General features: G+C 62.8%; 6 protein-coding genes. 4 read left to right on the top strand and 2 right to left on the bottom strand.

Annotation, left to right across the window (positions count from 1 at the left end):
* The first annotated feature begins 63 nt into the window (after positions 1-63).
* From ACIOAU_RS07165 to ACIOAU_RS07150, 4 genes are all read left to right on the top strand, one after another.
* On the top strand, positions 64-1,122 hold the full coding sequence (locus ACIOAU_RS07165) for a TauD/TfdA family dioxygenase (RefSeq protein WP_401180966.1): 1,059 nt from the start codon (positions 64-66) through the stop codon (positions 1,120-1,122).
* Between the two features lie 10 nt (positions 1,123-1,132).
* The gene (locus ACIOAU_RS07160; protein ID WP_401180963.1) at positions 1,133-4,213 is read left to right on the top strand and encodes an amino acid adenylation domain-containing protein; all 3,081 of its coding nucleotides are present in this window, start codon (positions 1,133-1,135) and stop codon (positions 4,211-4,213) included.
* A complete protein-coding gene (locus ACIOAU_RS07155) occupies positions 4,210-14,679 on the top strand; it encodes an amino acid adenylation domain-containing protein (RefSeq protein ID WP_401180960.1) in 10,470 nt (3,489 codons plus the stop codon). The genes ACIOAU_RS07160 and ACIOAU_RS07155 overlap by 4 nt, the downstream gene beginning before the upstream one ends.
* A gap of 284 nt (positions 14,680-14,963) precedes the next feature.
* The gene (locus tag ACIOAU_RS07150) at positions 14,964-15,299 is read left to right on the top strand and encodes a hypothetical protein (protein WP_150569572.1); all 336 of its coding nucleotides are present in this window, start codon (positions 14,964-14,966) and stop codon (positions 15,297-15,299) included.
* 23 nt (positions 15,300-15,322) lie between these two features.
* Here ACIOAU_RS07150 and ACIOAU_RS07145 read toward each other — a convergent pair whose 3' ends face one another.
* Both ACIOAU_RS07145 and ACIOAU_RS07140 read right to left on the bottom strand, forming a co-directional pair.
* Positions 15,323-16,519, bottom strand: a complete 1,197-nt coding sequence (locus ACIOAU_RS07145) for a colicin-like pore-forming protein (RefSeq protein ID WP_401180957.1) — start codon at positions 16,517-16,519, stop codon at positions 15,323-15,325.
* A 287-nt stretch (positions 16,520-16,806) separates the two neighbouring features.
* The gene (locus ACIOAU_RS07140; RefSeq protein WP_401180954.1) at positions 16,807-19,278 is read right to left on the bottom strand and encodes a TonB-dependent siderophore receptor; all 2,472 of its coding nucleotides are present in this window, start codon (positions 19,276-19,278) and stop codon (positions 16,807-16,809) included.
* Between the last annotated feature and the right edge of the window lie 13 nt (positions 19,279-19,291).

Here is a 19,291-nt window from a genome sequence, read left to right as displayed (position 1 = left end):
CAAGGACAGTCAGGCAGGTGCGCGCCAGGGGGCGCCACCTGATACACGAATGGGAGAGGTGCAATGTCGAATTTCGAGTCGCAAGTGATACCGGCGCTGGGCAAGGGGCGGCGCAAGAGCCTCAGCCTGGACCAGTCCAGCCTGGTCACCTTCAGCCCGATGTTCGCCGACCGCCCGCTGCCGCTGGTGTGCACGCCAAGCATGCCCGGGGTCAACCTGATCGAGTGGGCCGGGCAGAACCGCGCCCTGATCGAAAGCAAGCTCGACCAGCATGCGACCCTGCTGTTTCGTGGCTTCAACGTGCCGGATATCCACGCCTTCAACCAGTGCGTCGATGCGATTTCCGGCGGCGCGCTGGAGTACCTGTTCCGCGCCTCGCCGCGCACCCAGATCACCAAGAAGCTCAACGTCTACAGTTCCACCGACTACCCGTCGGCAGAGAAGATTTTCCCGCACAACGAGCACTCCTATTCGCCGGTGTTTCCGCTGCACCTGTACTTCTATTGCGACCAGCCCTCGGCCACCGGCGGCGAGACGCCGTTCGGTGATACCCGGCTGCTGCTCGAACGCATCGACCCGCAGGTGCGCGATGAATTCATCCGCAAGCGCGTGCTCTACGTGCGCAATTACGGCGACGGCATGGGCCTGCCCTGGCAAACGGTGTTCCAGACCGAAGACCGCGCCGAAGTCGAGGCTTACTGCGCCAGGATTGGTATCGCACCTGAGTGGAAGCCCGGCAATCGCTTGCGCACCCGCCAACAAGGCCCCGCGGTGGTGCGCCACCCGCGTACGGGCGAAACGGTGTGGTTCAACCACGCCACCTTCTTCAACGCGCTGACCCTGCCCGAGAGCATTCGCGACAGCCTGCTGGCCGAATTCGAACCGCAGGACCTGCCGCAAAACACCTACTTCGGTGACGGCTCGCCGATCCCCGAAGACTACATCCGCCACCTGCAGCAGCTGTACCGCGAGGTGATGGTCGAGTTCCCGTGGCAGCAGGGCGACGTGGTGGTGCTGGACAACATCTTCACCATCCATGCCCGCAACGGTTACAGCGGCCCGCGCAAAATTCTCACCGCAATGGCAATCCCGCTGAAAAGCACCGACGTGGCCATTGGTTAAGGACATCAGCATGACGTACAGCACTCCAGCAGAAATCTTCCAGACCTCCGCCCAGCAAGCCGCACTGCTGCGCGCCGAACGCAATGCCGGGCGCCCGCTGCTGGCCACCCTGCAGCTGCCTGCCAGCGTTGTCGGTGACGACGCGCAGTGGCACGCCGCGCTGCTGCAACTGGCCGAGCGCCACGAAATCCTGCGCACTCGCTACACCCAGGTGCCTGGCCTGCAGTTGCCCGCCCAGGCGATCAGCGCGCAGGCCGAGGTACGCCTGATGCACGCGGATGACCTCGAGCACGCCCGCGAGCTGGCTCGCGCAGCGTTGGCAGAGACGCCGCTGGTGGCAGTGCGTTGGGCTGAGCAAGTGCTGCTCGCCGCGCCGCTGGCCAGCCTTGACCGGACCAGCCTGCGCCTGTTGGCTGATGAACTGGCGGCGCTTGGCCAGGGCCAGACATTGCCTGAATTCGATGCCTTGCAATATGCCGACTACGCCGCTTGGCAGGAGGAGCTTGCCGAGCAGCAACTGGGCCAAGAGGGCCTGGCCCATTGGCGCGGTCTGCTGGCGCAATTTACTCATGCCCCGCAGCTGCCATTCGAGCGTCGGGTTGGCCTGGGCGGCGAGCGGGAGTCGAGCCGTCTGGAGTTGCCATTGGCGACCGTGGCTAGCTTGGCGGCGCAGCTTGGGCTGCCGGCGCAGGTAGCGCTTGGCGGGCTATGGGCAGGTTTTCTGGGCGGCCTGGTGGGCGAGCAACGAGTTTTGCTGAGCCTGCTGGTGGACGGTCGCAACGAGCAATTGCTCGCCACCTTGGGCCACTTCGCTCGGCGTCTGCCGGTTGCCGCAGAGGTGCCGGCGCAGCAGTCTGTGCGCGGGCACCTGCAGGGCTTTGCCCAGCAGGTGGCGCAGAGCCGCTCCTGGCTTGAATGCTTCAATGAAGTGGAGCTGTTCGAGAGCAATCTGGACCATCCCGGCCCGTTGCTGCTTGGCGCTGACATCGAGCTGGAGACTGAGCACGATCTGGTGCTGGCGCAAGATCCCGCTCAAGCCGAAAAACTCCACCTGCAGGCGCGCCGCTGCGGTCAGCAACTGATTCTGCAACTACTGGCCCCGATCGGCCTGCTCGCACCGGGCTTGCTGGATGCCTGGCTGGCCCAGTTTGCTGTGTTCATCGCCGGGGCTGCGGCCGCGCCTGAGCACCCCGTCAGCGACATCGCCACGCTCGATGCCGGCCAGTCGCAGCAGGTGCTGGCGGCGCTGGACCATAGTGCCAGCCTGCAGACGGCGCAGGCGCAACTGCTGCACCAACTGTTCGAACGCCGCGCCGCGCTGCATCCGCAGCACATCGCCTTGCAGGTCGAAGGCCGCCAGCTGAGCTACGCCGAACTCGACCGCCAGGCCAACCGCCTGGCGCGGCGCCTGCAAGCCGAAGGTGTCGGCCGTGATGCCCTGGTGGGCGTCTACGGCGGCCGCTCAGTGGAAATCGTGGTGACCCTGCTGGCCATTCTCAAATCTGGCGGCGCCTATCTGCCGCTGGATCCGTCCTATCCGCACGAACGGCTGAGCTTCATGCTTGAAGACGCTGGCGTCCGCTGCCTGGTGCGCTTGCAGACGCTGCCTGAAGCACTGACGCTGCCCGCTGCAACCGTGCAGCTGGAAGTGACCGCGCAGACGTTAGAGGAGGGCGACGCCAGCCCGCTGCCGGCCAGCAATCACAGCGACGACCTGGCCTATGTGATCTACACCTCCGGCTCCACCGGCCTGCCCAAAGGCGTGATGATCAGCCATGCCAACGCCTGTGCCTCGACCCAGGCGCGGTTGCAGTTCTACCGTGAACCGATCCAACGCTTCCTGATGCTGTCGTCGTTCTCGTTCGACAGCTCGGTGGCCGGCATTTTCTGGACCCTCGCTCAAGGCGGCAGCTTGTGCCTGCCGGCCGAGCAGGCACACAAAGACCCGTTGCAGATCGCCCAGCAGGTTGCCGACCAGCAAATTTCGCACTTCCTCGCGCTGCCATCGTTCTATGCGCAGATCCTCGAAGCACTGCCAACTGACGCCGGCCTGACCTGTGTGATCGTGGCCGGCGAGGCCTGCCCGGTCGAGCTCAGCGAGCGCCACCAGCAACGCTTGCCGCAGACACTCTTGGTCAACGAGTACGGGCCGTCCGAGAGCGCCGTCTGGTGCACTGCCCAGGCAGTTGCCGAGCCCGTGCTGGCCGAGCGCGTGGCGATCGGCACGGCGATTGCCGGCACCCGCTTGCAGGTGCTCGACGAGGAGGGCGAACTGGTCGGCTTCGGTCGCCCGGGTGAGCTGTATATCGCCGGCGCCGGCCTTGCCCGCGGCTACCTGGCAAGGCCGAGCCTGACCGCCAGCCGCTTCTTGCCGGACCCGCACGGGGCAGTACCCGGGGCGCGCCTGTACCGCACCGGCGACCGCGTGGCCTGCCGCCCGGACGGCGTGCTCGACTACCTTGGACGCCTCGATTTCCAGCTGAAGATTCGCGGCTTCCGTATTGAGCTGGGCGAGATCGAAGCGCGTCTCGGCGCTGACAGCCGTGTCCGCGAAGCGGCGGTGGTTGCCCGCGATACCGCAGCCGGCAAGCAGTTGGCCGCCTATGTGGTATTGCACGCCGACGCGCCTGCCGATGCCAGTGAAGCGGCGCTGCTGGAGCTGCTGCGCGAGCAATTGCCCGAGCATATGGTGCCAGCCTTCATCAACGCGCTCGAGCGCATGCCGTTGACCCCCAACGGCAAGCTAGACCGCAACGCGCTGAGTGCCCGCGAGCAACGCGGTCAGGCCTACGTCGCACCGCGCAATGAGCTGGAGCAGACGCTGGCGCGCATCTGGCAAGAGGCGCTGGAGCTGCCGCAAGTCGGTATCCACGACAACTTCTTCGCCCTCGGCGGGCATTCGTTGCTGGCCACGCGGATTCGCTCGCGGGTACACAGCGAGCTCAATATCAACCTGCCGCTGCGCGCATTTTTCGAAGGTGAAACCGTCGAGTTGCTGGCCCAGCAGGTCGAGCTGCACCGCGATAACGAAGTCAACGAAGACAAGCTCGATGCCCTCGAAGCCCTGTTCGCCGAGGCTGAGCAGCAATGAGTCAGCTACCCGATCGGATGTTGGCCCTGGCCAAACGCTTTGCCGGCTTCAGCCCAGCGGAACGCAGCGCCCTGCAGGCGAAGATGATCGCCCAGGGGCTGTCGCTGGATATTCTGCCGATTCCGCCGCGCGAGGCGGGCATCAGCGAGTTGCCGGCCTCGTATGCGCAACAGCGGCTGTGGTTGGTATGGCAACTGGACCCGCAGTCCAGCGCCTATAACCAACCCGCGCAGCTGCGCTTGCGTGGACAGCTGAACAGCACCGCGCTGGAGCAGGCGATCGGGCAGTTGATCGAGCGGCACGAAGTGCTGCGCACCAGCTTCCGCTGGCACGAGCAGCAGGTGTTGCAGGTGATCCACCCGCAGCGTCAGTTTGCCCTGACCCGGCTCGACCTCAGTGCCGCGGGTGAGGGCGCCGAAGCGCTATTGGCCGAACAGATGACGGCGCTGGCCGAGCAGCCCTTCGATCTGGAGCGTGACTTGCTGCTGCGGGCAACGCTGATCAAGCTCGATGCCGAGCAGCATGTGCTGTTGTTCTGCAGCCACCATATTGTCTGCGATGCCTGGTCGTTGCCGATCCTGGTTGGCGAAGTCAGCGAAGGTTATCGCCAGGCCTTGCAGGGCCAGCGCGCTGCGCTGCCGCCTCTGGCCGTGCACTACGCCGACTACGCCCACTGGCAGCGGCTGTGGCTGGAGGCCGGTGAGGGCGAGCGGCAGCTGGCCTACTGGCGCGAGCGACTCGGTAGCGAGCACGTGCAGCTGGCTTTGCCACTGGACCGGCCACGCACGGCCAGCCGCAGCAACCGCGGTGCGCGCCATGAAATCGAATTCGATGCAGCCCTTGGCGCGCGCCTGCGCGCTATGTCGGCGGCGACCGGCAGCACGCTGTTCATGCTGCTGCTGGCCAGCTTCCAGGCCGTACTGCACCGTTACAGTGGCGCCGCTCAAGTCCGCGTCGGCACGCCCGTGGCCAACCGTACTCGCGCTGAAGTCGAGGGGTTGATCGGCTTTTTCGTCAACACGCAGGTGTTACAGGCTGATATCACGCCCCAGCAGACTTTTGCCGCGCTGCTGGCCCAGGTCAAAAGCCGGGTCCTCGAGGCCCAGGCGCATCAGGACACGCCGTTCGAACAACTGGTCGATGCCCTGCAACCCGAGCGCAATCTGGCCAGTAGCCCGCTGTTTCAAGTGCTCTATAACCATCTGGTCGACGCAGCCGACGCCGGCCGCCTGGAATTGCCGGGCCTGACCGTCGAGGTGCAGGGCAGCGGGCATGAAGCGGTGCGCTTCGACCTGACCCTGAGCACCCGCGAAGCCGATGGCCGCTTGTATGCAGCCTTGGTGTACGCCACTGATCTGTTCGACGCCAGCACCATTGCCCGCCTAGCCGAGCACTGGCGCAATCTGCTCGCTGATGCACTGCGCGATCCGCAGCAGGCGATTGGCGACCTAGCGCTGTACAGCCCTGCAGAACAACAGCAGTTAGCGCAATGGGCCGAAGGCGGCCCGTTGCAGCAGCGCGCCCTCGATGTACCAGCGCGGATCAGTGCCCATGCGCAAACCACACCTGAGGCCATTGCTGTGGTGCAAGGCGCACGGCGCCTCAGCTATGCCCAGCTCGACGGCCAGGCCGAAGCCTTGGCCGGGCGCTTGCGCGAGCAGGGCGTGGGCGCCGATGTACTGGTCGGTATCGCTGCCGAGCGCTCGCTGGAGATGGTCGTCGGCCTGCTGGCAGTGCTCAAGGCCGGCGGCGCCTATGTGCCGCTGGCGCCCGAGTACCCGCAGCAACGTCTCAACCAGATGATCGCCGACAGCGCCCTCGAGCACCTGCTGGTGCAGGCGCCGCTGGCTGAGCGCTTTGCCGAGCTGACCGGCGTGCGCCAGCAACTGCTGCCCGACCCGACCCAGGCGTTGTCCGGCGCAGGCTGGGCGCTGGCGCCGATCAGCGACCCGCAGCAATTGGCCTATGTCATCTTTACTTCCGGCTCCACCGGTCGCGCCAAGGGCGTCACCGTCAGCCACGGCGCGCTGGCCAACTACGTTGCAGCCATCGGCGAACGCCTGCCGATCACTCAGGCGCGGAGCATGGCGCTGGTCTCGACCATGGCCGCTGACCTTGGTCATACCGTGCTGTTTGGCGCTCTGTGCCACGGCCAGGCCTTGCACCTGATCGACAACGACATGGCGGTCGATGGCAGCGCCCTGGGTGCTTATCTGCACAACGAACAGATCGATGTGCTGAAGATCGTGCCGTCGCACCTGGCGGCGCTGCTTGGCGAAGATAACGCCGCAGTCATCCCCCGGCAGTGCCTGGTGCTGGGCGGCGAAGCCTGCCCGCCAAGGCTGTTGCAACGCATCCAGCAGCTGGCCCCGGCCTGCTGCGTGGTCAACCATTACGGCCCGACCGAGACCACGGTCGGCGCCATCACCCAAAGCCTCGATGGCGACTGGGCGCACGCTACACGCCTGCCGCTGGGGCGGCCGCTGGCCAATCTGCGCGCCTATGTGCTCGACAGTGATGCTGGCGCGCTGCCGGTGAGCTGTGCCGGTGAGCTGTACCTGGGCGGTGCCGGCGTCGCCCGTGGCTATCACCTGCGTCCCGGCATGACCGCCGAGCGCTTCGTGCCCAACCCGTTCAGCGCCGATGGCACGCGGCTGTACCGCACCGGTGACCAGGCGCGCTACCGCGCCGATGGCCTTCTGGAGTTCATTGGCCGGGTCGATCACCAGGTCAAGATTCGCGGCTACCGGGTCGAACCTGGCGAGGTGCAGGCCTGCCTGCAGAGCCACCCACAGGTGCGTGAATGCGCCGTGGTTGCTCAGCACGGCCCGACCGGCAAACAGCTGGTGGCTTATCTGGTCGCCGCCGAGGCCGATCTGCCCGGAATCCGTCAGTGGCTGGGCGAGCAGTTGGCAGCGCATCAGGTGCCGAGCCATCTGCTGCTGTTGCCGACGCTGCCGCTGACCGCCAACGGCAAGCTGGATCACAAGGCACTGCCACAACCCGACGTCAGCAGCCAGGCCGACTATCGCGCTGCCGCCAACGACGTCCAAGGTCAACTGGTAGAAATCTGGCAAGCGCTGCTCGGTGTCGAGCGGGTGGGCATCAGCGACAACTTCTTCGAACTGGGCGGTGACTCGATCATCGCCATCCAGATGGTCGGCAGGGCGCGTCAGGCGGGCATTCATATCGCCTCCAAAGACGTCTTCCGCTGCCAGACCATCCTTGAGCTGGCAGCCGTTGCCAGCTGTATCCAAGTGCTGCAGATCGACCAGGGCCCAGTGCGCGGCGAGATGCCGCTGACGCCGATCCAGCAGGTGTTTTTCGCCAGCGACATCCCGCAGTTGCAGCACTGGAACCAGTCCGTGCTGTTGACGCCACGCGGCCCGCTGCAAGTGGCACTGCTGGCTCAGGCACTGAGCACCCTGCAACAGCACCATGACGCTTTGCGCCTGCGCTATCAGCAGGTTGCCGGGCAATGGCAGGCCAGCCACGTCGACAGCATCGAGGCTTGCCTGTGGCACGAAGCCGTGGCCGACGAAGCCGCTGTGCGCGATCTGGGCCAGCGTGCACAAGCCAGTCTGGATCTGAGCAACGGCCCGGTGCTGCGCGCGGTGCTGATGGACCTTGCCGATGGCAGCCAGCGGCTATTGCTGGTGATCCACCACCTGGTGGTCGATGGCGTGTCCTGGCGGGTGTTGCTGGAAGACTTGCAGCAGCTGTACCGGGATCTGCAACAGGGCACGCTGGCGCGTCTGCCGGCCAAGACCAGCGCGTTCCAGAGCTGGGCCCTGCGCCTGCGCGAGCATGCCCGCGGCGCGCTGACCGAGGCTGAACTGGCCTACTGGCAACGCTTGCGTGACGCTGATGCCAGCCTGCCACTGGACCGCCCACACGGCGCCAACCTGGCCTGCCATGGCCGCGCTATCAACACCCGTCTGCCACGCGAGGCCACCACCCGCCTGCTGCATGACGCTGCACGAGCCTACCGCACGCAGATCAACGACCTGCTGTTGCTGGCCATGGCCGAAGTGGTCTGCCGCTGGACCGGTCGCCCTGAGGTGCTGGTGCAGTTGGAGGGGCACGGCCGCGAAGAGCTGTTCCCTGAAATCGACCTGTCACGCACAGTTGGCTGGTTCACCAGCCTGTACCCCGTGCGTCTGGCCCCAGCCGACGATATCGCCAGTTCGATCAAGGCAATCAAGGAGCAACTGCGCCAGGTGCCGGGCAATGGTCTGGGCTTCGGTGTGCTGCGTCATCTCGGTGCCGATGCCTGCCGCGCCGCGTTGGCGGCAGTGCCGAAACCGGCGATCACCTTCAACTACCTGGGCCAGTTCGACCAGAGCTTCGACGAGCATTCGCTGTTTGCGCCGGCAGCGGAAAACGCCGGGGACGAGCGCGACAGCCGTGCCCCGCTGGGCAATTGGCTGACCCTCAACAGCCAGGTCTACGGCGGCGAGTTGGCGCTGAGCTGGAGCTTCAGCAGCGAGGTGTTCGACGATGCCACGGTGCAGCGGCTGGCCGACGATTATCAGGCTACCCTGCTGGCGCTGATCGAGCACTGCTGCCAGCTGGCAAACGGCGGAGTGACGCCGTCCGACTTCCCGCTGGCGGCGCTCGAGCAAACCCAACTGGACGCCTTGCCGGTAGCACCGCGGGCCATCGCCGACCTCTATCCGCTGGCGCCGATGCAGCAGGGCATGCTCTTTCACACCCTCTACCAGCAAGCCTCGGACGACTACGTCAATCAGCTGCAGGTGCCGGTGCAAGGCCTCGACGCCGAGCGTTTCGGCAAGGCGTGGGCGGATGCAATTACAGCCCACGACATCCTGCGCACGTCCTTCCACTGGCAGGGCGAGCTGAGTGAGCCGGTGCAGATTGTCCATCGTCAGGTCGAGCTGCCGTTGCAGGTGCTCGATGGCCAAGGCGTGGATCTGGAGGCATTGGCCGCTGCCGAGCGGCAGGCCTGTTCGCGCTTTGATCAGGCGCCATTGCTGCGTCTGCTCCTGCTGGAGCTGGGCGGCGACAAGCAGCACCTGATCTACACCAACCATCACATCCTGATGGACGGCTGGAGCAGCTCGCAGCTGATGAGCGAAGTGATGCAGCGCTATCACGGCCTGCAGCCGGCTCGTCAGCCTGGTCGTTATCGCGACTACATCGGCTGGCTGCAGCGCCAGGACAGCGCCGCCTGCGAAAGCTTCTGGCGCCAGCGCCTGACGGCCCTGGACGAGCCTACCCGGTTGGCCGGTAGCCTGGCCCGGGGCACGGGTGCGAGTGGCCATGGCGAGTTTCACCATGACTGGGACGAAGCCAACAGCCAGCACCTGCAGGCGTTTGCCCGGCAACAGAAAGTCACCGTCAACACCCTGGTGCAAGCGGCCTGGCTGCTGCTGTTGCAGCGCTATACCGGCCAAGCCAGCGTGGCCTTTGGCGCCACGGTGGCCGGGCGGCCGGCAGAGCTGCCGGGGATCGAGCACCAGGTCGGGCTGTTCATCAACACCTTGCCGGTCATTGCCACCCCACAGGCAGGCCAGCGCGTCGGCGACTGGCTGCACAGCGTCCAGGCCGAAAACCTCGCCCCGCGTGAGTTCGAGCACACGCCGCTTAACGATATCCAGCGCTGGGCCGGCACCGGCGGCGAGGCACTGTTCGACAGCCTGCTGGTGTTCGACAACTATCCGGTGGCCGAGGCACTGGGCCAACAAGCCGAGAGCAGCGTGCGCTTTGGCGACGTCGCCAGCCGCGAACGGACCAACTATCCGCTGGCCGTGGCAGTTGCAGCCGAACGCCGCCTGAGTATCAGCTACGGCTACGACCGCGCAGCGTTTACCCACGCCGCCATCGAGCGTCTCAATGGCCATCTGTTGCAGCTGTTGGCCGCCTTCATGGTCGACGCCGAGCGCCCCTTGGCCAGCATCGAACTGCTGACCGAAGCGGAGCGCGCTGCGCTGTGCCACGACTGGCCACGCTTCGCCGAACCGCCGGTACACCTGGGTATCGGCGCCATGGCCGGCGCCTGGCCAGAGCGTCAGGCACTGATCTTCAATGGCCGGCGTTTCAGCTATGGCGAGCTCGACCGGCGTGCCAACCGCCTGGCCCATGAGCTGCTCGCCCGCGGCGTCGGCCAGGAGCTGCGAGTGGGCGTGGCGTTGCCGCGCAGTGACGGCTTGCTGGTGGCCCTGCTCGCCGTGCTCAAGGCCGGTGGCGCCTACGTGCCGCTGGACCTCAGCTATCCGCAAGAGCGTCTGGCGTACTTGATGGAAGATTCCGCCATCAGCCTGCTGCTGACCGAGGCGCCACAGCGCGCGCAACTGCCGATCCCGCCGGGGCTGGCGGTGCTCGAGCTGAACAGCCTTGACCTCAGCCAGCACGCGAGCAGCGCACCTGCCGTCGAGGTTGCGCCCGAAAGCCTGGCCTACATCATCTACACCTCAGGCTCCACCGGCCGCCCCAAAGGCGTCGCTGTCGCCCACGGCCCGCTGGCGATGCACTGTCGCAGCACCGGCGATGCCTATCGCATGACGCCGGCCGATTGCGAGCTGCACTTCCTCTCGTTCGCCTTCGACGGCGCTCATGAACGCTGGCTGACCGGCTTGCTGCATGGCAGCAGCATCCTCTTGCGCGACGACAGCCTGTGGACCCCGGAGCAGACCTGCGAGGCGCTGCGCGAGTACGGCGCGACCATGGCCGGGTTCCCGCCGGCCTATCTGCACCAGCTTGCCGAGCATGTGCAGCGGGTCGGCAATCCACCGCCGATGCGCCTGTACAGCTTTGGTGGCGATGCCATGCCGCAGGCCAGCTTCGAGCTGGTGCAGCAGGTGCTCAAGCCGAAGATGATGATCAACGGCTACGGCCCGACCGAAACCGTGGTCACGCCGATGGTCTGGCGCACTGATTTGAATGACGTCTGCAGCGCGGCCTATGCACCGATTGGCAGTTGCGTGGGCGAGCGCAGCGCGTACGTGCTCGACGCCGACCTCAACCTGTTGCCGGTCGGTGTGGCGGGTGAGTTGTACATCGGCGGCACCGGGCTTGCTCGCGGCTACCTCAACCGCCCTGGACAAAGTGCCGAGCGCTTCGTGCCCGATCCTTACGGCGAAGCCGGTGCGCGGTTGTACCGCACCGGCGATGTGGTACGCCAGGACGAGGCGGGGGTATTCGAGTACCTCGGCCGCATCGACAACCAGGTCAAGATTCGCGGTTTCCGTATCGAACTAGGCGAGATCGAAGCCCGCCTGATGGGCTTTGCCGCCATCAGCGAAGCCGTGGTGCTGGCGCAGGAAACTGCACAAGGGCGCAGGCTGGTGGCTTATCTGGTGGCCGCCGCTGGCCAACGCCAGGTGCATACCGATGCAGCCTTGCTCGAGCCGATCAAGGCCGAACTCAAGGCCGCGTTGCCCGATTACATGCTGCCCGCGCATTGGCTGTTGCTCGAGCAACTGCCGCTGACACCCAATGGCAAGCTCGACCGCAAGGCCTTGCCGCTGCCGACGGTTGACCACGCTGCGCGCAGCTACGTGGCACCGCGCAATGACGTCGAAAGCACGCTGGCTGCGTTGTGGCAGGAGGTGCTCAAGGTCGAGCCGGTTGGCGTCACCGACAACTTCTTCGAACTCGGTGGCGACTCGATCATCTCGCTGCAGCTGGTTGGCCGTGCGCGGCAGGCGTCGATTCGCTTTACGCCCAAAGACCTGTTCGAGCAGCAAACCATTCAGGCCTTGGCTGCCGTCGCTGAAGTGGGTGAGGGCGAGCAGATCGACCAAGGCCCGGTAACCGGTGCGCAGGTACTGCTGCCGGTGCAGCAGTGGTTCTTCGAGGAGCCGATCCCGAGCCGGCATCACTGGAACCAGTCGGTACTGCTCAAAGGCCGTGAGCCATTGCAGGCCGCCGCGCTGGAGCAGGCGCTGCAGGCCTTGGTCGCACACCACGATACGTTGCGCCTGGCGTTTGTCGAGCAAGCCGATGGCTGGCAGGCGCACTACCGTGACGTAGACGTTGCTCAGAGCCTGCTGTGGCAGGTCGAGGTGGCCGATACCGCTGAACTGCAAGCACGCTGCGAAGCTGCCCAGCGCAGTTTTGATCTGGCTGCCGGGCCGTTGTTGCGGGCAGTGCTGGCGACCTTGGCTGATGGCAGCCAGCGCTTGTTGCTGGTGGTGCATCACCTGGTGGTCGACGGCGTGTCCTGGCGGGTGCTGTTCGAAGACCTGCAACAGGCCTATCAGCAAGCGCTGCAAAACCAGCCAGTGCAACTACCGGCAAAATCCAGCGCCTATCAACGCTGGGCCGAGCGCTTGCAGACTCATGCGCAGCGCGCCGCCGCGCCAGCCGAACTGGATTACTGGTGCAGCCAGCTCAGCGGCGCGGTTACCGGTCTGCCCGGTGTTGCAGCCAACGCGATCGCCAGCGGCCTCGATGCCACCAGCGTGCACGCCCAGCTCGACACCGAACAGACCCGTCGCCTGTTGCAGGCAGCGCCGGCAGCCTATCGGACACAGGTCAATGACCTGCTGCTCACCGCGCTCGCCCAGGTGGTGGGCCAGTGGACCGGCGCCGGCTCGACCTTGATCCAGCTCGAAGGCCATGGCCGCGAGGCGCTGTTTGACGACATCGACCTCAGCCGCACAGTCGGCTGGTTCACCTCGGTGTTTCCGTTGAAGCTGACACCGGCTAACGATCCTGCAAGCTCTATCAAAGCCATCAAAGAACAACTGCGCGCCATCCCCGACAAAGGTTTGGGCTACGGCGTGCTGCGTTACCTCGGTTCGGCGGACACTCGTCGGCAACTGGCTGCGCTGCCGGTACCGCGCATTACCTTCAACTACCTCGGCCAGTTCGACGGCAGCTTCAGCCAGGATGATGCCTTGTTCAGCCCGGCCAGCGAAGCCCATGGCAGCGATTCCAGCGCTGAGGCGCCGCTGGGCAATTGGCTGTCGATCAGTGGCAAGGTGTATGACGGCCGTCTACGCCTGGACTGGAGTTTCAGCCAGGCGATGTTCGACCCTGCGCCGATGCAGGCGTTGGCGGATGCCTATGTGCAGGCGCTGGCCGAGCTGATCGAACATTGCTGCGACGAGCGCCACGCCGGCGTCACCCCATCCGACTTCCCTTTGGCCGGTCTTGCGCAGCCCCAGCTGGACGCACTTGGCGTCGCGCCTGCGGCCATCGAAGACATCTATCCGCTGGCGCCGATGCAACAGTACCTGTTGCAACATGAGCTGCACGACGCGGTGGCGGGCGACTTCGTCAACCAGATGTGCATGGACCTCGATGGCGTCGACCCGGAGCGGCTGCGCCAGGCCTGGCAGGCGGCGATGGATCATCATCCGATCCTGCGTACCCGATTTGCCTGGGCGGCGCCGTTGGCTGCTCCGGTGCAGGTGGTGCATCGCCAGGTGCGGTTGCCGTTGCGGCAGGTGGATGGTTGCGAACTGAGCACTGCTCAGCTTGAACAGTTGGCCAATGATGAGCGCCTGCGTGGGTTTGAACTGGATGCTGAGCCGTTGTTGCGGTTGGTGTTGATTCACCGCGGTGGTGCGCGCTATCGGTTGCTGTGTACCAATCACCATATTCTGCTGGATGGCTGGAGTGGTTTTCAGCTGTTCAACGATGTCCTGGCTGCCTACACCGGGCAGGCGCTGGTGCGCAGTGGTGGTGGCTATCGCGATTACATTGCCTGGCTGCAAAGCCGTGACCGTTCTGCCGATCAGCACTTCTGGCAAGGCCAACTGGCCTCGTTGCACACGCCGACCTTGCTGCAGCGCTGCGCGATCGGTCGCACTGCGGCAGCGGGAGGAGTGCATGGCGAGTTGGCCTACCGCTTTGACGCACTGCAGACCGAGCAGGTTGCCAGTTTTGCCCGCCGGCAGAAAATCACCGTCAACACGCTGATGCAGGCCGCCTGGTTGTTGCTGCTGCACCATCACACGGGTGAATCGACAGTCGCCTGCGGCGTGACCTTGTCTGGACGACCGCCGCACTTGCGCGATATCGAGCGGCAGTTGGGCCTGTATATCAACGATGTGCCACTGGTGGCCGAAATAGATCGTCTACAAGGGCTGGGCGACTGGCTGCAGGATTTGCAGGCGCGCAACCTGCAAGTGCGCGAGCATGGCTATAACGCACCGGCTGAGATCGAAGGTTGGGCGGGTCTGGGCGGTGCTCTGGCGGATACCGTGATTGTCTTCGAGAACTATCCGGTCAGCGCCGCACAAGCGAGCGGTGACAGCCGCGGCTTGCGCTTGCAGGCCATGAACAGTGTCGAACAGGCCAATACCCCGCTAACGCTGTATGTGGAGCTGAAAGGCCAATTGCAGCTGCGCTTTGACTACCGACTCGATGCATTCGCTGAGGATGCGGTGGGTTTGCTGAACGAGCAATTGTTGCAGGTGCTGTGGCAATTGGTGGATGGGCGAGTTGATCGCAACCTGGGGGAGGTGTTGGGCAAACGACCGTTGGCGGCGTGATGGCTTGTCGTGAAGGGTGGAAAAAGGGGCACCGAAAGGTGCCTCTTTTTTTGCGATGACATATGGGCGGCACCCGTTAGCAGTAGCTCAATTGCGCTGCCTGAAGTCGTTGCGACCCAGCCGCTTGGCTTTGCGTAGAGACCTGAATGAGGGAGACGCACATGGGAATATGCATTTTGCATGCGTCGGTGCGGGGCGCTATTATGCACGCTACATTTGCCCGGGTTGATCGGCAGCGGGAGAGGGTCGTCAACCTGGTCTAAGCCGGTCGGGAGATATCAAGAATGGACACTCAATACTATGTTCGCCAACTCAAGCGCGGCTTGCTGTATAGCTGTGCATTTTTGATCAGCTGGTATTGGCGTGATGTGCAATCATTAGAAAGTAACATCATCTGCACCCTATTGGTGGTCGCCAGCTGCCTATTATTTCCTTATGCTACCCGGTTCTTTGAACAGTTCGCGCACGCTACATTTACATACGGTTTGTGGCATAAATTGTTTGGTGTTGAAACTCCCAGAAACAACACCTTCATCATGTTTTACCACCTTTTTTGCCTGGCGGCTGCGCTGCCGGTTGGCGGGCTGTTTTTCATTATTACAGGGTTGAGAAAAGGCTGACTCAATACGTCAGCCTTTTAAAATCAGGGTGCGTACGACAAAATAAAATCGTTGAATTTCTTCATCTGTTTTTCATCAATCGCAGCGCTGACAATTGCCATTAGCAAGGCAAAGGCCAAGATCCCGGCAGCACCTGCCGGAATACCTAATGTCAGGCTGAAGACCGCTGATAATAGAAAGCCTGCAAGTGCGCCCGCCGCGAGAGTTTCAGCTTTCAGGAAGAACGGATTCCAATTATCGGTCTCGAGGCCCTTTACTACTTCTTTTCCCAAGTCCCACCCATCCATGGCCATGCCGGTAAGGCCAAAACCTTTGGCAAAGCGTGCAAGGTTCTCCGACATTTGTTTCTTATCCATGGCCTTCAGCGCAGTGGCGATTGCAGCCCTATCTGCGACGCCGAACTTCTTTTGAATGCCTTCCCGGTATTGGTCGAATGCCTTGATCGCCTGAGCTGCGGACCGGATGCGTTTACCCTGAGCAGCCTGTTCCAGTTCCCGAGCTTGCGAGGCCAGTTGATTGCCGAATTTGTCTGTTACTTCGCCATAAAAGTCGACAACGAATTTGACCGCTGCCATGTGGTCGGCTTCAGCCTCAGCCTTGGCTTTCTCATCGGCTAGACGTTTAGCTTCCGCCTCGCGTTGCTGTTGTGCTTTGACGCGTTCTTCAGCGAGGCGCTTACCCATGGACTCGATTGCAGCATCCAGCCAAAGGACCTTATGCGCTTCAGCGTACGACAAGCCGTATTCCGTCTGAATGCGCAGTGCCATGGCCATGTAGCCACGAGGGTGGCCTCCTACTTTAAGTTTGCTCGCTTTGACCTTCATCGAAATTGTAAGGGGATTGCTGCCAAAAAAAGCATTAGCTTTTTCCAGTGCTACTGCTCGGTCTTCACCCAGATTTGTAATAAGTTTTTCTATTTTTACAGCATTACTGGCTGCATTTGCTGTGGTGGCGCCTACGGCGGTAAGTTGATTGCTCAGCTGTTGGTCGAGACCTTTCGAGGTCTCAGCAAAGGTTTTTTTCACCTCTGCTTCAATACGGCCGATTTCTTTCGCCAAGCCTCTGTTTGCATCTTGAAGCTCATATTTTGCATAAGCCATGTGTGTAGACGCTTGGGAACCGCCGAATTGGAAAGAATGTACATTGAAACCGATCCCATAAGGATCATTGCCACCGGGAGGCTGTGCACCGACAAAGGTTGCTGGGAGATTGATTTGCATAGAGTGATATTCCTCGCTGTACTAGATGGCGGAGCAGTTTTGCTCCGGCCTGCTGTTCGTGCAGGTGAAGCCACTCTATATGCATAAATGCATCGCATCAACCATAAAATGCATAAATGCATGCTGTGCGTTGGCGTAACCCCTTGCAAGGTTGCGGGGGAGGGGGCAGTTGCTTGCTCGCTGGCTTAGGTGTGCATGCATCTCGCTGCCCTGCAAAGCGCATGGCAACAAAAAGCCCCCGCCGGAATCCCGGTGGGGGCTTTGAACTCGCGAGACTGCGAGTCAGATCAGAAGCTGTACTTCACATTGAACATTACGTTGCGCGGTGCACCCCAGAAGGCCGTGCCGTAGTTACCAATGCCGCTGTAGTAATGCTTGTCGAACAGGTTATTGACGTTGACCGTGGTCTTCAGGTCCTTGCTGACATCATACCCAGCCACCAGGCCCACCAGGGTGTAAGCCTTCTGCTCAAACTTGGCAGTAGGATCGCTGACGGTGTACCAGTCGCCCGGCAGGAAATAGGTCCCACTCTGCCAGTACACGTTACCGCCCACCGTGACCTTGTTCAGATCGCCGGGCAGGCGATAGTTGGTCGCCACCTTGAACATATGCTGAGGCTGATTGGCCGCAACGCGACGGTCATCCGCATCATGCGATTCGGCAAAGGTGTAGCCCCCCTGCACCTGCAGGCCTTCCAATACCTGTCCCGCAACCTCCAGCTCCACACCACGGGTCGTCACGCCTTGAACGGCTCGGTACGCCCCGCCATTATCGCCAGCAATCGCTTCTGCGAAGTTATCTTGCTGGAGCTCAAACAGGGCCATGCTGGCATTCAGGCGGTCATTCAGGTACGAGCCTTTGATGCCGATCTCGTAGCTCTGCCCGGTCAGCGGGTCCAGTGCAGTGCCGCTCGGAGTCAAGTTGAAGGGTTGCGGTTTGAAGACGTCGGTGTAGCTGGCATAGACCGTGTGATGATCGTCCAGGTCGTAGGTCAGGCCGGCATATGGCACAACTTCCCCGGAAACCGAAGCCTTCGGGTCTTCAGGGTTGAACGTTGCAAAGACGTTCTGGTTACGCCACTTGTAATCAACCACGCGTGCGCCGAGGATCACCGAAAGCTGGTCAGTCGGTTTCAGAATTGTCGAAGCGAAAGCGACTTTCTGGCGCGACTCGATATCGAAGGTGAGCCACCAATTATACTCATCTGGCTTGAACGCATTGTTGTCCCAGTCGAATACGTCATCCACTGTGCGATCGGTGAAGTCGTTGTCGTACCGTTCAGACACCGAGCGGGTGTGAGCGATGCTATAACCAAACACTGCCTCATGCGTCCTGCCGCCCAATGTGAACGGACCACGGGCGTAGATATCCAGACCTTTTTCCTTGGTCGTGGTATTGAATTTCGAGGCACCGCCTTGATAGAAACCGTGCTGAGCGCTGTTATCCAGTTCCACCGGTGCGCTGGTCAGGCCGGAAATGAGCTCGCGCGAACTGTACTTCCTGCCACTGATTTGGGTTTTTAGCTCCCATCCGTTGGAAAAATCATGGCTGATCTCCGCGAAGGCACGCTGAGTTTCCTGGTTGCGCCATGTCCATTTATCGGCAGCGTTCATGTCCCGGTCGAACTTGATTGTTTGGCCATTCACGTAGAAGGCGGGCAACGCACCAGTTGTCGAACCGTTATGCTGATCCTTTTGGGTGTCGTAACCCACGGTCAGCATGGTGTCCTCGTTCAGATCAGCTTCAACAACGCCGTAGAAGATGTACTGATCACCTTCCAGGTAATCGATGTAGCTCTTGTTGGTCTGGGCCCCGGCAACCATCCGCCCGCGGATGTTCTTGTTTTCAGTCAGTGGTCCAGACAGATCCAGATCAGTGGTGTATTTATCCCACGAGCCTGCGCCAGCACCGACTTGCCCCTTGAATTCGCTGGTCGGACGTTTGCGTACCAGATTGACGACTCCAGATGGGTACCCAGCACCGTTGACCAATCCGGTAGCGCCCTTCAGGACTTCAACGCGGTCGTAGATGATGGTGTTACCAATGCTGTAGTTGTCCCGCAGCGAGCCACCGTCGGAAGACAAGCTCGGCACACCATCAAACTGAAAGTTCTCCAGCTGAAAGCCCCGCGAGTAGAAGCTGTACGCCTCCGAACTCTCCTGGTTGACGGTAATCCCCGGCGTCTGCTTGAGCACATCGGAAACACTTTGCAGGTTCTGATCATCCATCTGCTGGCGAGTGACCACACTGACCGACTGCGGCGTCTTGCGCAGGCTCAGAGGCAAGCGCGTAGCCGCTGCGGTTTCACCGGTGGTGTACGAACCTGTTCCTTCGGTGGTGATCCCCAACGCCGCCCCGGAAATGTTCGTTGCACCCAACTGCATGGCCGAATCATCCGCCGCCCGCGGAGCGCCAAGGGTGACGACGTTGCCCTGCACGCTGTAGCTGACGCCAGTGCCCTGCAGCAGTCGCGCCAGTGCTTGCTCAGGCGACAGGCGACCGGCTACTGCTGCGCTGCGGCGGCCTTGCACGGTGTCCTGGCTGAACAGGATCTGCATGTCGGTCTGCTTGCCGAAGCTGAGCAGCGCGCTACTCAGCGGCTGCGCCGGAATGTCGAAAGCCAGGTCCTGCGCCTGAGCAACCGTTGCATAGGGCAGGGCCAGGGCCAGGCCAAGAGCGCTCATGCTCAACGATGGGCGCAAGGCATGGCGCAGAAGCAGTGCTTTTCCTAGTGGGGTGAGGCGGTGTGGTGCTGGCATTGTGTCGGCTCTT

The organism is Pseudomonas sp. NPDC088322, from assembly GCF_044740745.1.
In the GTDB taxonomy this organism is placed as follows: Bacteria; Pseudomonadota; Gammaproteobacteria; order Pseudomonadales; family Pseudomonadaceae; genus Aquipseudomonas; species Aquipseudomonas shirazensis.
This window is presented reverse-complemented; position numbering and strand designations above follow the sequence as displayed.

Excerpts from the sequence above, each read along its gene's own strand:
- ACIOAU_RS07140 (WP_401180954.1), bottom strand. The coding sequence starts at position 19,278 with ATGCCAGCACCACACCGCCTCACCCCACTAGGAAAAGCACTGCTTCTG.
- ACIOAU_RS07145 (WP_401180957.1), bottom strand. The coding sequence starts at position 16,519 with ATGCAAATCAATCTCCCAGCAACCTTTGTCGGTGCACAGCCTCCCGGT.
- ACIOAU_RS07165 (WP_401180966.1), top strand. The coding sequence starts at position 64 with ATGTCGAATTTCGAGTCGCAAGTGATACCGGCGCTGGGCAAGGGGCGG.
- ACIOAU_RS07155 (WP_401180960.1), top strand. The coding sequence starts at position 4,210 with ATGAGTCAGCTACCCGATCGGATGTTGGCCCTGGCCAAACGCTTTGCC.
- ACIOAU_RS07160 (WP_401180963.1), top strand. The coding sequence starts at position 1,133 with ATGACGTACAGCACTCCAGCAGAAATCTTCCAGACCTCCGCCCAGCAA.
- ACIOAU_RS07150 (WP_150569572.1), top strand. The coding sequence starts at position 14,964 with ATGGACACTCAATACTATGTTCGCCAACTCAAGCGCGGCTTGCTGTAT.